Source organism: Paraburkholderia steynii, from assembly GCF_900100565.1.
GTDB classification, from domain to species: Bacteria; Pseudomonadota; Gammaproteobacteria; order Burkholderiales; family Burkholderiaceae; genus Paraburkholderia; species Paraburkholderia terrae.
The window spans coordinates 328937-343777 of sequence record NZ_FNDI01000001.1; the positions used below are offsets into that span (position 1 = coordinate 328937).

Sequence of the window (14841 nt, forward strand, 5' to 3'; positions counted from 1 at the left end):
GACGCGGACAAACGTCGAGGACGCACATCGGCCGCGGCAGCTTCCGGCCGATTGTAATAAGGCCCACAACGCCTGCGCAAGGAAATTTTCAGATTACGAGAGAGTTTCTCATAATGCGGAAAATTGTTGCGACGCACCCTGGTTTGACTGCCCATCAGCAAGTACGTCGGCTAGTTTGCGCCGAATTGCGTGACTTTCACCTCTTTTTTGCGTCATTTGCATGTCAGGCGCTGCGCTACAATGCCAGCCATGTTGACCGATCGGCTTTTCGCACGCTCGGCGCGCTCTGCCGGAACGTCGGCGGATTCGTCGCCGTCCCGCTGGCACCACGGACCGTGGTGGTCGAATTCCTATTTGCTGACGCCGCTGCTGTCCATCCTCGTGTTCCTCGTGGTCATGAGCCTGATCCTGTGGAGCCTGAACCGGCGCGAGCAGCAGCAGCAGGAAGACACGCTCTACCGCAACGTCGCGTGGGCGCAGCAGCAGATCCGCCTGTCCATGACGGGCGCGCAGGAACAGCTCCAGGCGCTCGCGCGCGATCTAGTTTCCGGCCGCGCCGACCCGCATTCTTTCCAGGTGTCGACGGCCGACATCATGCAGGGGCATCCCGAGATCCTCTACATGAACTGGTACACCAGCGCGCAGCAGCCGCGCTGGCCGAACAACGCGCTGCCCGTGCTGGGCCAGCGTCTCGCCAAGCCCAACGACCAGCAGATGGACGAGGCCGTCAAGGCCGCCTTCACGGAAGCGAAGAACACGCGCCGCCAGGTCTACTCGCCGCTGATGTATGACGACGTCGGCAACGGCTATATCACGCTGCAAACCCCCGTTTATCGCGACCGCGACTTTCTCGGCACGGTCGCGGCCGTGTTCTCTGTCGAAGGGATACTGAAGCGCGACATCCCGCCCGAGCTGTCGGCAAAGTACAAGATCTCGATCATCGACATCAACAACCGCGAGCTCGCCACCACGTCGACACGCCCGCGCCTGCCGCGCGACGCGTACTACGACTTGCCGCTCGATCCGCCCGGCCAGGGCGTGTCGGTGCGCGTGTACGCGTACCCGCAGATGACCAACTTCACGAACAACACGCTCGTGTGGCTGGTCGCAGGTCTGTCGTGTTTCGTGCTGTGGAGCTTGTGGAGCCTGTGGAAGCACACGCGCCAACGCTTCGAGGCGCAGCAGGCACTCTATGCCGAGGCGTTCTTCCGCCGCGCGATGGAAAACTCCGTGCTGATCGGCATGCGCGTGCTCGACATGCACGGCCGCATCACGCACGTGAACCCCGCGTTCTGCCGGATGACGGGCTGGGATGAAAGCGATCTCGTCAGCAAGAATGCGCCGTTCCCTTACTGGCCGCGCGATTCGTATCCGGAGATGCAGCGCCAGCTCGACATGACCTTGCGCGGCAAGGCGCCCTCTTCCGGGTTCGAACTGCGCGTGCGCCGCAAGGACGGCTCGCTGTTCCACGCGCGTCTCTATGTGTCGCCGCTGATCGACAGCTCGGGACGGCAGACGGGCTGGATGTCGTCGATGACGGACATCACCGAACCGAAACGCGCGCGCGAAGAACTCGCCGCCGCGCACGAGCGCTTCACGACCGTGCTCGAAAGCCTCGACGCCGCCGTGTCCGTGCTCGCCGCCGACGAAGCCGAACTGCTGTTCGCGAACCGTTATTACCGGCACCTGTTCGGCATCCGCCCGGACGGCCACCTCGAACTGGCGGGTGGTGGCGGCTTCGACAATTCGGCGGCCTCGTCCGATTCGATCGACATGGTCGACGCCTTCGCCGGCCTGCCCGCCGCGGCGCTCACGGAAGGCTCCGCCGACGCGCAGGAAGTCTACGTGCAGGGCATCCAGAAATGGTTCGAAGTGCGCCGCCAGTACATTCAGTGGGTTGACGGCCATCTCGCGCAGATGCAGATCGCGACCGACATCACCACGCGCAAGCAGGCGCAGGAACTCGCGCGCCAGCAGGACGAGAAACTCCAGCACACCAGCCGCCTGATGACGATGGGCGAAATGGCCTCGTCGCTCGCCCACGAATTAAACCAGCCTCTCGCGGCCATCAATAACTATTGCTCTGGAGCCGTAGCGCTGGTTAAATCTGGTCGGACAACTCCCGACAACCTGTTACCAGTTCTCGAAAAGACGGCGCAACAGGCTGTGCGGGCCGGCATGATCATCAAGCGGATCCGCGAATTCGTGAAACGCAGCGAACCGAAACGCCAGGCCACCCGCGTCGCCGACATCGTCGCCGATGCCGTTGGCCTTGCCGAGATCGAAGTACGCAAGCGCCGCATCCGCATCGTGACGGACATGCGCCAGCGTCTGCCCGTCATCTACGTCGATCCGGTGCTGATCGAGCAGGTGCTCGTGAACCTGCTGAAGAACGCGGCGGAAGCGATGTACGACGCGCGGCCCAATGCCGTCGATCCCGTCATTCGCCTCGTCGTCAAGCTCGATTCCGGCTTCGTATGCCTCAGTGTCGTCGACCAGGGTCCAGGCGTCGACGAAGCCACGGCCGAACGTCTCTTCGAACCGTTTTACAGCACCAAGTCCGATGGCATGGGCATGGGGCTGAACATTTGCCGTTCGATCATCGAATCGCATCGCGGACGCCTGTGGGTGGTCAACAACGTCGAATCCGACGGCCACGTCACGGGCGCCACTTTCCATTGCAGTCTGCCTATTGGAGAGCCTGACGGCCCGAGCAACGGCGGGTCAGAGGCGCCGACACCACAAACCGTTACGGGAGAGCTATGAACACCCCAGTTACCACACAGGAAACCGTGTTTGTCGTCGACGACGATGAAGCGGTGCGAGATTCGCTGCGCTGGCTGCTGGAGGCGAACGGTTACCGCGTTCAGTGCTTCTCCAGCGCCGAGCAGTTCATCGACGCATGGCAGCCACATCAGCATCCCGGCCAGATCGCGTGCCTGATTCTCGACGTGCGGATGTCGGGCATGAGCGGGCTCGAACTGCAGGAACGCCTGATCGCCGACAACACGCTGCTCCCGATCATCTTCGTGACGGGTCACGGCGACGTGCCGATGGCCGTCTCGACGATGAAGAAAGGCGCGATGGACTTCATCGAAAAACCGTTCGACGAAGCCGAGCTGCGCAAGCTGGTCGAGCGCATGCTCGACAAGGCCCGCAGCGAAAGCAGCAGCGTGCAGCAGCAGCGCGCCGCCGCCGAGCGTCTCGGCAAGCTCACGGCGCGCGAGCATCAGGTGCTCGAGCGCATCATCGCGGGCCGCCTGAACAAGCAGATCGCCGACGACCTCGGCATCAGCATCAAGACGGTCGAAGCGCACCGCGCGAACATCATGGAAAAGCTCAACGTGAATACGGTCGCCGATCTGCTGCGTCTCGCGTTGTCTAACAAGCCTCAACAGGCGCAGTAATACCGCAGTAGTACGCGTCGCGGTTGTCATCGCACGATGGCCGCGATCTTTGCCTGCGCTTCGTTGCGCAGGCGCATGAAGCAACGTTGACGCCCACCGGGGCCGTCGCACGGCGCTGTTTCTAGCGCCGGATTTCCCCTCCTCTTCCGCACGATTCTTCGTCGCGCGCATCGCTCCCATTTCATTAGCGATCCCAACAGATTCGCATTGCGTTCGATCAGGCCGTCTCGCATCGCGAGTGCGCCCGGTTCGAGCGTCCGCGTTCGAGTTTGATATCGCGCATTGACAGTCGCGGCTCCGCTTTCTAATTTACATACCAGATCAACCGAAAAAGCGACCCATGCCCGAAACGTGCAGTGCGGGCGCGACGCGTGCATCGCTGGCCACGATGCGCGTCGCATGCAAAGCCCTCGCCGCGGACATTTCCGCAGGCCTCAGATTGCCCTTGCGCGCCCCGTCCACTTCCATTATCAGTCGCCCTACACCGTCGTCCGCTTGTCGCTCCATTGCCACAAGACCGCGTGGCGGCACGCCGGCCTCACCCGGCAGCCGTTGCGCTCACAACGCAGCAAGGAGGTTCTCATCGTGAAAGGTTACGGACCCTACAGGCCGCGCGCGTGGCTCGTCTGCGCGGCGCTGGCAGGCATGCCGCTCGCCGCGGGCTTCGTCGCGCCCACTGTCGCCGTCGCGCAAACGCCCGCGAAAGTCTCGAACCAGCAACTCGATTCGCTGACAGCGCCCATCGCGCTCTACCCCGATGCGCTGCTCGCGCAGGTGCTGATGGCGTCGACGTTCCCGCAGGACGTGACGGCGGCCGCCGCGTGGTCGAAGGCGAACTCGCAGTACAAGGGCGACGACGCCGTGAAGGCCGTCGCATCGGAACCGTGGGACCCGAGCGTGCAATCGCTGGTCGCGTTTCCGCAGGTGCTCGCGACGATGGACTCGAAGCCCGACTGGGTCACGCAGATCGGCAACGCGTTCCTCGCGCAGCCGAACGATGTGATGGACTCGGTGCAGCGCTTGCGCAAGCAGGCACAGTCGTCAGGCAATCTGAAATCGAGCGAGCAGCAAAAGGTGATCGTCGAGCAGAGCACGATCCAGATCGTGCCCGCCAATCCGCAGGTGGTCTACGTGCCGACCTATAACCCGACCGTCGTCTACGGCACGTGGCCCTACCCGGCCTATCCGCCCGTCTATATGCCGCCGCCTCCCGGCTACGCGATCGCGTCGGGCTTCATGACAGGGCTGGCGTTCGGCGCGGGTGTGGCCGTCGCCAATTCGCTATGGGGCGGGTTCAACTGGAACAATCATGACGTCAACATCAACGTCAACCGCTACAACAACATCAACGTCAACAACCGGATCAACTCGAATACGTCCACCGCAAACTGGAACCGCAACGAGAGCATCAATCGCAATAACGCTAACTTCAACCGCAATAACGCGAACTTCAATCGCAACAACGCCAATCTGAACAACAGCAACCTCGCTGCGCAGCGCGACCAGTTTCGCGGGCGCGACGCGTCGCGTGCGCAGGCGGAGCAGACGCTGCAGAACCGCACTGGCCAGAACCTGAGCGGCAACGCGAGCCAGCGGGTGCAGAACATCCATCAGGGCGGCGCCAATGCGGGCAATGTCCGCAATAGCGCGCAAAACCTGAACCGCGACAACGCATTGCGCGGCTCGGGCGACGCCGCAGGTTCGCGGCAGGAGTTGCAGCGCGGTCAGGCGAGCCGCCAGTCGCTGGCGAACAACGGCGGCGCGAACAACCGGCTCGGCTCGGGCGGCGGCGGACAGCAGTTCAATGGCGGGCAGGCGGGAGGCGGCCGCGCCGGCGGTGGAGGTGGCGGCGGTGGAGGCTTCCAGCATGGCGGCGGAGGCGGAGGCGGCGGAGGTTTCCAGCATGGCGGCGGGGGCGGAGGCGGTGGAGGCTTCCAGCGTGGCGGCGGTGGCGGTGGATTCCATCGCCGCTAGACGAACGATCGACAGCAACCATCTTGGATCGGACCAGAACCGGCCGCTCGCGCGCCAGCTCTGGTCGACAGGAGTCAGTCATGACCGGCAAATCAATCCGCGTATCAACCCGTCATTCGATTCGCGCAGCCATCGGCAGCACCCGCAGCATGCCGCGCGCCTCGCATCTGGTGGGCCGGTTCGCGTCGCACCCAGCGCTTTCACACGCGCTCGCCGCGCTCGCCGCCGTGGCGATGTTCGCGGCGGCGCAGCCCGCCGCCGCGCAGGCCGTCTACCCGACGCCCGACGACGCCGCCAGTGCGTTCGCGAACGCGCTCGCGACCAGCGATCACCCCGCGATGGAAAAGGTGCTCGGCAAAAACTACGGGCGCTACATCCCGACCACCAATATCGGCGAGGACGACATCTACGCGTTCCTCGGGCAATGGGCGAAAGGCCATCGGATCGTCGACGACCCGGCGCCCCACGCGGGCCGCAAGAGCGTGCATCTCGCCGTCGGCGACGACGGCTGGACGCTGCCCATTCCCATCGTGCAGACGGCGCGCGGCTGGCAGTTCAACACGCCCGCCGCCACGGATGAAATGCTCACGCGCCGCATTGGCCGCAACGAACGCGCGGCGGTTCTGACGTCGCTTGCGTATGTCGACGCGCAAAACGACTACCGCAAGCAGATGCAGCACTACGCGCAGAAGTTCATCAGCTCGCCCGGCAAGCAGGACGGTCTGTACTGGCCGACGACAGCCGGCCAGCCGGAAAGCCCGCTTGGGCCGCTCGCCGCGACGATGCCGCATCAGATTGCGCCGGGCGAGGCGTACTACGGTTATCACTACCGCATTCTCACGTCGCAAGGCGCGAAAGCCGACGGCGGCGCGCAGAACTACGTGCAGGACGGCGTGCTGTCGAAGGGCTTCGGCCTGGTCGCGTGGCCGGCCGAATACGGCAAGACGGGTGTGATGAGCTTTATCGTCAACCAGAACGGCCAGGTCTACGAGAAGAATCTCGGGCCGCAGACGCCGCGTGTCGCATCCACGATCACGACCTTCAATCCCGACTCCTCCTGGCAAGCGACGCAGCCTTGAGCGCGCGCTGAACCTGCGCTGAGTGGTTTGCGGCGGCGTCCGTCACCTCGGCGGCGCCGCCGTTGCCGGGTTTCGTTCGGCATCACCCTTGGTCATCAGTTGCGTTGCCTCAACGGTATAATGTCGAACTTCGCTGCGGCGCGGTTTTCGCGCCGTGCGCTTTCCGGCATGCGACCCGTTCCAGCCTTCGAGCGCCATCCGTGCGATTCGCGGTGTCCGCCTTGAGCGAGCGCCGCGAGCGCATGCGCAGCAGCACGACGCGCGGCATGCGCGGCAACGTGATCACACGCCCCGCGCCTGCCTGCCCCGCCCGCATTCCGAAACGCCCATTCTCGACCGACCATGACAGCCAAACTGATCGACGGCACCGCCCTTTCCAAGACCTTGCGCGCCGACGTCGCCACGCGCGCCGCCGCCCTCACCGCCCGTGGACACCAGCCGGGTCTCGCCGTCGTGCTCGTCGGCGACAATCCGGCGAGCGAAGTCTATGTCCGCAACAAGGTGAAAGCGTGCGAGGACAACGGCCTGTTCTCGTCGTATGACCGCTATCCCGCGACGATGACGGAAGCCGATCTGCTTGCGCGCATCGACGCGCTCAACCGCGATCCGAAAATCCACGGCATTCTCGTGCAGCTGCCGCTGCCGAAGCACATCGACAGCCACAAGGTGATCGAGGCGATCGCCCCCGAGAAAGATGTGGACGGCTTTCACGTCGCGAACGCCGGCGCGCTGATGACGGGCAAGCCGCTGTTCCGCCCATGCACACCGTATGGCGTGATGAAGATGTTCGAGGCGTACGGCATCGAGCTGAAGGGCGCGAATGCCGTCGTGATCGGCCGCTCGAATATCGTCGGCAAGCCGATGGCGCTGCTGCTGCTCGAAGCGAACGCGACGGTCACGATCTGCCACAGCAAGACGCGCAACATCACCGCGTTCACGCGCGACGCGGATGTTGTCGTGGTCGCGACAGGCCTGCGCAACACGCTGACGGCCGACATGGTGAAGCCGGGCGCAACGGTGATCGACGTCGGCATGAATCGCGACGAGAACGGCAAGCTGTGCGGCGACGTCGACTTCGCGAACGTCAAGGAAGTGGCCGGCCATATCACGCCCGTGCCGGGCGGCGTCGGCCCGATGACGATCACGATGCTGCTCGTCAATACGATCGAAGCGGCAGAGCGCGCCGCAGGCAACGCCTGAGCAATCGACTCGACGCGCTTCAGGGCGCGTCATCAACGGCCGCCCGGCTTGTCACGACGAACCGGGCGCGCGTCATCCGCAGATCGCGGACGGACCAAGGATCATCCAGTCATCAAAGCGGCGGCCAGCGGACCGCGAGGTCGGCCGCGCGCATCGGTGCTGCTTCGGGCGCGTTCCTGCGTTCTTGCTGACGCGCTTCAATGCGCGCGATGCGCCCGCGACACCAGCTCATCACCGGCCGCTCGACCCAGCGCGACGAGAACGCCGCCAGCGCAAAAATGAACGGCGCGCTGACGACGATCGATAGCATCGGCGGCATGCGCGGCGCGAGCGCCGCTACGCATTGCTGAACCATAAAGCCGTAGAGATACATCGCGTACGAGTAGTCGTGACGGGGCACCCAGCCACGCAGCATCGGCGTCACGCTCATCCACAGCAGCCCGTAGACGAACGCGATATAGAACAGCGCCTGCGCGCCCGCCGTGTCGCGAAACACGAGAAACACCAGCAGCAGACCGCACGCGGTCAGACCGCTGAGGTTGATGCGCTCGCGCCATCCGTACAGCAGCATGCCGAGAAAGAAAAACGGCTCGGGGAAGAACGCATAACCGCCCGCGTTGCCCGAGAAATCGCGCCAGCCGATCTGCAGATCGGGCAGACGCACACGCACCGTAAACACGGCCGCCGCGATCAATACGGCGATCACGCTGCGCCAGCGCGTCGACAGCAAGCCGAACATGCCCATGAACAACACGAGCACATAGCAATACACCTGCAGCGGCAGCGTCCACAACGGCGCGCAGATGTCGCGCACGAAACGGTTGTGCTCGAACACACCCGGCAATGTCCAGCCGCGCTTCATCACGAGCGTCGAGAAATAGTCGAGGTTTCGCCATGTGGCGCCCGACGTGAAATAGTCGTGCAGCGCGAGCGTCGTGAAAATCGGCCCGACGACGAAGATCGCCACCAGCGACGCGCCGACCACGGCGGGCAGCAAACGCGCGAGCCGCTGCGCGACGAAGCGCGGCACCGAGCGCTGCCGCTCGAAGCTCGCGCTCACCAGCAGCCCGCTCATCAGAAAGAACGCATACACGCCGAGATAGCCCGCGCCGCCGAAACCGAGCGCCGCCGTGATGCCATCGCCGGCATCCGTCTGCTGGATGACGAACGCATTGCAATAGACGACAGCACACGCGGCGATCAACCGCACGAGATCGAAGTTGTTCGCGTCGCGCGCAAGTGCGCCCGACAGTGTCTGGGGATGCGGAGTCATCGCGAGGACCACCTGATGCTGGCGGGCCGGCACGCGGGCGTGAACGGCCACCGAAGGAAACGGAAACCGCGCGCATGCCGTCTGCGTGCGGACGTCTCAACGATGCGCGAGAACGCGCGCCGCGACCGTGCGCTTGCCCACCCTCTCGTTCTGGTACAAATACGTCTGAGCCCGCTACCACTGCGCGTGAGCGGCAGTTCTGATAATTTGTGCTGCAACCGGCTGGAGATTGGCTGATATCAGCTGAAATCAGTTGGAAACGGCGAACGGCGCCCCAATATGGTTCTTGTAAGGCGCCGGGCGACCCGCGCGCACGCGTCGCGTGTTGCGCGCGTCATGCGCGCCGCTTACGTTTCAGGCCCGGAAGCGCATCATCCGGGCGTTCATTTACCGCGTCAGACAGGAAGCATCATGTCCACTTCTCAATCGACATCCGACAATCCGCTCCTCGATTTCTCCGATCTGCCGCGCTTTGGCGAGATCCGCCCCGAACATGTGACGCCTGCCCTCGATGTGCTGCTCGCGAATGCGAGCGCCGCTGTCGACCGCGCGGCCGAGCCGTCGACGCCGGCCTCGTGGGCCGACGTCGTCGAACCCGTCGAACGCGCGACGGAGCCGCTGTCGCGCGCCTGGGGTGTGATCGGCCACCTGAACGCCGTCGCCGATACGCCCGAGCTGCGCGCCGTGTATGGCGAGAACCTGCCGCGCGTCACCGAGTTCTGGTCGAGCGTTGGACAGAATCTGGCGCTGTACGAGAAGTACAAGACCATTGCCGCCGCCGATGATTTCGAATCACTGACGGGCGAACGCAAGAAGATTCTGAACAACTCGCTGCGTGACTTCAGACTGTCGGGCGCCGAACTGCCTGAAGATCAGAAGCCGCGTTTCGCGGAATTGCAGGAACGCCAGGCCGCGCTGTCGAAAGCATTCTCGGATCATGTGCTCGACGCAACGAATGCGTATGCGTTCATCGCCGAAAGCAAGGACGAACTGGCGGGCTTGCCCGAAGACGTGATCGAAGGCGCGCGCGAAGCGGCCGAGCGCGAGGGCAAGAGCGGCTGGAAGTTCACGCTGCATTTCCCGTCGTACTTCCCCGTCATGCAGTATTCGGAGAACCGCGCGATGCGCGAGACGATGTATCGCGCCTATGTCACGCGTGCGTCGGAACTCGGGCCGCAATACGGCAAGGGCAATACCGACTGGGACAACACGGGAATCGTCGCTGACGCGCTGAAGCTGCGCGAAGAAGAAGCGCACATGCTCGGATTCAAGAACTTCGCCGAGGTGTCGCTCGCGCCGAAGATGGCCGAGTCGCCGGAACAGGTGATGGCGTTCCTCGAAGACCTCGCGACGCGCGCGCGTCCGCACGCCGAGCACGACTGGAAGGAACTGCGCGAGTTCGCTGCGAGCGAACTGGGTCTCGCCGAACTCCAGCCGTGGGATGTCGCGTTTGCTGCCGAACGCCTGCGTGAGAAGCGCTATTCGTTCTCCGAGAACGAAGTGAAGCAGTATTTCCCGGAAGACACGGTGCTCAAGGGCCTGTTCAAGGTCACGGAGACGCTGTTCGGCGTGAAGATCCGCCGGGACGAAGCCGCGACGTGGCACCCGGACGTGCGCTTCTTCCGCGTCGAGAATCAGGACGGCGGCCTCGTTGCGCAGTTCTATCTCGACCTGTACGCACGCGAGGGCAAGCGCGGCGGCGCGTGGATGGACGACGCCCGCTCGCGCCGCAAGCCCGTCAACGGCGCGGTGCAGACGCCCGTCGCGTATCTGACGTGCAACTTCTCGGCGCCCGTCGGCGGCAAGCCCGCGTGCTTCACGCACGATGAAGTGATCACGCTGTTCCACGAGTTCGGTCACGGCCTGCATCACATGCTGACGCGCGTCGATGAGCTTGGCGTGTCGGGTATCAACGGTGTCGAATGGGATGCCGTCGAACTGCCGTCGCAGTTCATGGAAAACTTCTGCTGGGAGTGGGACGTGCTGAGCGACATGACGTCGCACGTCGATACGGCCAAGCCGCTGCCGCGCGACCTGTTCGACAAGATGCTCGCCGCGAAGAATTTCCAGAGCGGTCTGGGCACGCTGCGGCAGATCGTGTTCTCGATGTTCGACATGAAGCTGCACGTCGACTTCGACACGTCGGGAGCAAAGAGCGCGAATGACCTGGCGCGTGAGATCAACGAACGCTTCCACGTGATTCCGCAAGCGTCGTTCTCGCGCTGGCCGAATACGTTCAGCCACATTTTCGCGGGCGGCTACGCGGCGGGCTACTACAGCTACAAGTGGGCCGAAGTGTTGTCTGCCGATGCTTACGCCGCGTTCGAAGAAGCCGCGCAAGCGGGCAAAGGCAGCGTGCTCGATGCGGCAACGGGTACGCGCTACCGCAAGGAGATTCTCGAAGTGGGCGGCAGCCGTCCCGCGATGGAATCGTTCAAGGCGTTCCGCGGCCGCGAGCCGAATATTGACGCGCTGTTGCGGCATAACGGCATGGCGCCGGATGCGGTGCCGGGTGCGGTGCATTGAGTGGTTTTGATGCGGCGGAGCGCGGGTTTGTATGGCATTTGGTTTGCCGCTCCGCGGTGTATGCAGAGTTAACTTAAAGGGCGGGTTCGGGTTGCCGGGCCCGCTTTTTTTGTGGCTCTTTCGATGGCATCCGCGATTTGTTAGCGCGCTTCACGCGTCGCGGTTCGGTGTGTTTGCATTTGCGGTGGCATCCGCGATTCGTTAGCGTGCTTCAGGCGTCGCCGTTCGGTGTGGCTGCCTTTGCGGTGGCATCCGCGATTCGTTAGCGTGCTTCAGGCGTCGCCCCTGTGCGGGGCGGCACCTACTTTTCTTTGCCGCCGCAAAGAAAAGTAGGCAAAAGAAAGCGGCTCACACCGCCAACATTTCTTCCCGCCTGAGGGACCCCAACCGGTCCCTTACTTCTCGCGGCAACTTCTCGATTCAAGACCGTTGCCAGCGCTCTTGCTGTGCGCATCACCCGCTTCGCGCGCCCGCGTTTCAGCATGCCTTGCCAGATAGTCCACCGCCACCCAGGTGGCAAACTGTGTGTAGGCCCTTGTGCTCCACACGCCACACTTCGGACCGGTAGCGCACGCGCCACCCTGTAAGAGCGCCAGGCTATACGTCACGACAACCTACACACAGTTTGCCACCTGGGCGGCACATACCATTCGCTGCCGCTAGCACGTGTGCGGGTATTTGAAGTGGGTGAGGCGTTCATTCGAAGCGTTGGCAACGAGCGCCGACCAGGGCACTGTCATGTGAAGCGTGGGGACGTTGGGGGCCCGTGGGTAAGAACACGGGCTGGCGGTGTTAGCCGCTTTCTTTTGCCTACTTTTCTTTGCGGCGGCAAAGAAAAGTAGGTGCCGCCCCGCACAGGGGCGACGCGTGAACAGCAAACACCGTAGCGCGGATGCCAGCGCAATCACCAGCAAACCAAACCGCATGTGCAACAACCACCGTAACCCGGATGCCAGCGCAAACGCAAGAAAACCAAATCCTCCCTGAACCCCATTCACCCGCGATGCAGCTTGAAGTCCACTTCCGTAGGCCGCCCGTCCAGCGACAACACCGCGCGTGCCGCCGGAGCGCGGCTCACCACTTTCCCTCGGCTCACAACCACCAGCCGCGCCGCGCGCAACCGTATCGCTTCAACAGCATCACGCGCGTCGAGCACGACGAGATTCGCATCGCATCCCGGCTCAATCCCATAACGTTCGAGCCCAAGAATTCGCGCCGCGTTCACCGTAACGGCATCAAAGCACGCATGCATCGCATCGACACCCGTCATCTGCGCGACATGCAGACCCATGTGCGCAACTTCGAGCATGTCGCCGGAGCCGAGGCTATACCACGGGTCCATCACGCAATCGTGACCAAACGCGACGTTGATGCCGGCCGCGAGCATCTCCGGCACGCGTGTCATGCCGCGCCGCTTCGGGTAGGTATCTGAACGCCCTTGCAGCGTGATGTTGATCAGCGGATTCGCGATGGCCGCCACACCTGACTCACGCATCAGCGGCAGCAGCTTGCTGACATAGTAGTTGTCCATCGAATGCATCGACGTCAGATGCGAGCCCGTCACGCGGCCATGCAGCCCGAGCCGATGCGTCTGCGCCGCAAGCGTTTCGATGTGCCGCGACAGCGGATCGTCCGATTCGTCGCAATGCATGTCGACACGCAAGCCTTTCTCTGCCGCGAACTCGCATAGCAGACGCACGGACTCTGCGCCGTCCGCCATCGTCCGTTCGAAATGCGGAATGCCGCCGACCACATCGACACCCATCGCAATCGCGCGCTTGAGGTTGTCGAACGCACCCGCACTGCGCAGCAGCCCGTCTTGCGGAAACGCGACCAGTTGCAGGTCCATATAAGGCGCGACGCGGCGCTTCACTTCGAGCAGTGCTTCGACAGCCAGCAGGCGCTCGTCGCACACATCGACATGCGTGCGGATGGCGAGCAGACCACGCGCGACAGCCCAGTCGCAATACTGCAGCGCGCGCTCGACGAGCGCTTCCTGCGTCAGATGCGGCTTCAGCTCGCCCCACAGCGCGATGCCTTCGAGCAAGGTGCCCGACGCGTTCACGCGCGGCAAGCCATACGACAGCGTCGCGTCCATGTGGAAATGCGCGTCGATGAATGGCGGCGTGACGAGCGCGCCTTGTGCATCGATCTCTTCACGTGTACTGGCAGCCAGGTTCGGCTCGACGGCGACGATGCGCCCGCCTTCGATGCCTATATCGACGGGGCCATTCTGTTTCGTGGCACTGCGTGGCAACACGGCATTGCGGATAATCAGATCCATGGGCGGCTCCTTTGCATGACTACGATTCTATCGGCGGAAGGAATGCGTGGGGAGCATCCTGATGGCATAGGACAAAAGACCGTACCGTACTGGCTGGCCGTGCGCGATCCGTACCGCTCGCCGCTACAACCCGCAGCCTATACTCAACCGCATCGGCATCACAGACACGGAAGCGGAATGAAAACGATAGGCGTGATCGGCGGGATGAGTTGGGAATCCTCGGCCGAGTATTACCGGCTGCTGAACCGCTATGCGAAGGCGCGTCTCGGCGGCCATCACAATGCGCGCAGCCTGATGGTGACCGTCGACTTCGCGCCCGTCGAAGCCAACCAGCGCGCGGGCGACTGGCACGCGCTCGGCGTGCAGATGGCGGATGCCGCGCGACAACTGGAGCGCGGTGGCGCCGACATCGTGCTGCTCGCGACGAACACCATGCATCGCGTGCATGAAGCCATTGAAGCGTCGATCGCGGTGCCCTTTCTGCATATCGCCGATCCAACGGGCGAAGCGCTGCGCGCGGCGGGCATCGAGCGAGTCGGCTTGCTGGGCACGCGCTATACGATGGAGCAGACCTTCTACGCGGGACGCCTGCGCGAGCGCTTCGGCCTCGATACGCTGATCCCCGATCACGAAGGCCGCGCGCAGGTCCATCGGATCATCTACGACGAGTTGTGTCACGGGATCATCGAGCCGTCATCGCGAGCGATCTATCAAAACGTGATCGAAGACCTGAAGGCTCGCGGCGCGCAGGCCGTCATTCTCGGCTGCACCGAGATCACGCTGCTGATCAGGCAAGAAGACTCCGCTCTGCCTGTGTTCGATACGACTGCGCTGCATGCGCAAAAGGCTGTCGACTGGGCGATCGAAGCCGATCGTGGTTGAGATGAAAGACGAGATGAAACACTACGCCACCAGCACGTAGCAGAAGAAGATGAAAAAACTTCGATCAAATGTTTGACGCATGACGAAGGTGTCCGTACAATTCGCCTCTCTGACGCGGGGTGGAGCAGTCTGGCAGCTCGTCGGGCTCATAACCCGAAGGTCACAGGTTCAAATCCTGTCCCCGCAACCAGTTTCAAAGGCATCGTGTCCTGCTCC

At 63.5% G+C, this 14841-nt stretch carries 9 protein-coding genes and 1 tRNA gene; 8 read left to right on the forward strand and 2 right to left on the reverse strand.

All coding sequences use genetic code 11. The features are described from left to right. Nucleotides 1-249: 249 nt before the first annotated feature. The 5 genes from fixL (at nt 250) to folD (ending at nt 7660) form a co-directional block, all read left to right on the forward strand. On the forward strand, nt 250-2766 hold the full coding sequence (gene fixL / locus BLT65_RS01515) for an oxygen sensor histidine kinase FixL (RefSeq protein ID WP_042314649.1): 2517 nt from the start codon (nt 250-252) through the stop codon (nt 2764-2766). Next, nucleotides 2763-3407, forward strand: coding sequence for an oxygen response regulator transcription factor FixJ (gene fixJ, locus BLT65_RS01520; protein WP_007586834.1), 645 nt, complete (start codon nt 2763-2765; stop codon nt 3405-3407). The genes fixL and fixJ overlap by 4 nt, the downstream gene beginning before the upstream one ends. Nucleotides 3408-4052: 645 nt before the next feature. Next, the gene (locus tag BLT65_RS01525; RefSeq protein ID WP_091774878.1) at nt 4053-5381 is read left to right on the forward strand and encodes a DUF3300 domain-containing protein; all 1329 of its coding nucleotides are present in this window, start codon (nt 4053-4055) and stop codon (nt 5379-5381) included. A 149-nt stretch (nt 5382-5530) separates the two neighbouring features. Beyond that, the gene (locus BLT65_RS01530; protein WP_425273095.1) at nt 5531-6460 is read left to right on the forward strand and encodes a DUF2950 domain-containing protein; all 930 of its coding nucleotides are present in this window, start codon (nt 5531-5533) and stop codon (nt 6458-6460) included. Between the two features lie 342 nt (nt 6461-6802). After that, the gene (gene folD, locus BLT65_RS01540; protein WP_091774238.1) at nt 6803-7660 is read left to right on the forward strand and encodes a bifunctional methylenetetrahydrofolate dehydrogenase/methenyltetrahydrofolate cyclohydrolase FolD; all 858 of its coding nucleotides are present in this window, start codon (nt 6803-6805) and stop codon (nt 7658-7660) included. Nucleotides 7661-7772: 112 nt separating this feature from the next. Here the strand turns inward: folD and BLT65_RS01545 are convergent, their stop codons facing one another. Further along, complete coding sequence (locus tag BLT65_RS01545; protein WP_091774882.1) at nt 7773-8933, reverse strand: acyltransferase family protein; 1161 nt, start codon at nt 8931-8933, stop codon at nt 7773-7775. Nucleotides 8934-9344: 411 nt separating this feature from the next. On the opposite strand from BLT65_RS01545, the gene BLT65_RS01550 reads away from it, so the two are divergent. Then, a complete protein-coding gene (locus tag BLT65_RS01550; RefSeq protein WP_091774885.1) occupies nt 9345-11459 on the forward strand; it encodes a M3 family metallopeptidase in 2115 nt (704 codons plus the stop codon). A gap of 994 nt (nt 11460-12453) precedes the next feature. Here BLT65_RS01550 and BLT65_RS01555 read toward each other — a convergent pair. Further along, nucleotides 12454-13743 (reverse strand): amidohydrolase family protein, encoded by a 1290-nt coding sequence (locus BLT65_RS01555; RefSeq protein ID WP_091774240.1) that lies wholly within the window; start codon nt 13741-13743, stop codon nt 12454-12456. A 177-nt stretch (nt 13744-13920) separates the two neighbouring features. Between BLT65_RS01555 and BLT65_RS01560 the strand changes: the two genes are divergently transcribed. Beyond that, nucleotides 13921-14625: an aspartate/glutamate racemase family protein gene (locus BLT65_RS01560; protein WP_091774242.1), complete on the forward strand. Its 705-nt coding sequence runs from the start codon at nt 13921-13923 to the stop codon at nt 14623-14625. Between the two features lie 113 nt (nt 14626-14738). Beyond that, nucleotides 14739-14815, forward strand: a tRNA-Met gene (locus tag BLT65_RS01565). Nucleotides 14816-14841: the final 26 nt, after the last annotated feature.

Excerpts from the sequence above, each read along its gene's own strand:
- fixL (WP_042314649.1), top strand. The coding sequence starts at position 250 with ATGTTGACCGATCGGCTTTTCGCACGCTCGGCGCGCTCTGCCGGAACG.
- fixJ (WP_007586834.1), top strand. The coding sequence starts at position 2,763 with ATGAACACCCCAGTTACCACACAGGAAACCGTGTTTGTCGTCGACGAC.
- BLT65_RS01525 (WP_091774878.1), top strand. The coding sequence starts at position 4,053 with ATGCCGCTCGCCGCGGGCTTCGTCGCGCCCACTGTCGCCGTCGCGCAA.
- BLT65_RS01530 (WP_425273095.1), top strand. The coding sequence starts at position 5,531 with ATGCCGCGCGCCTCGCATCTGGTGGGCCGGTTCGCGTCGCACCCAGCG.
- folD (WP_091774238.1), top strand. The coding sequence starts at position 6,803 with ATGACAGCCAAACTGATCGACGGCACCGCCCTTTCCAAGACCTTGCGC.
- BLT65_RS01545 (WP_091774882.1), bottom strand. The coding sequence starts at position 8,933 with ATGACTCCGCATCCCCAGACACTGTCGGGCGCACTTGCGCGCGACGCG.
- BLT65_RS01550 (WP_091774885.1), top strand. The coding sequence starts at position 9,345 with ATGTCCACTTCTCAATCGACATCCGACAATCCGCTCCTCGATTTCTCC.
- BLT65_RS01555 (WP_091774240.1), bottom strand. The coding sequence starts at position 13,743 with ATGGATCTGATTATCCGCAATGCCGTGTTGCCACGCAGTGCCACGAAA.
- BLT65_RS01560 (WP_091774242.1), top strand. The coding sequence starts at position 13,921 with ATGAAAACGATAGGCGTGATCGGCGGGATGAGTTGGGAATCCTCGGCC.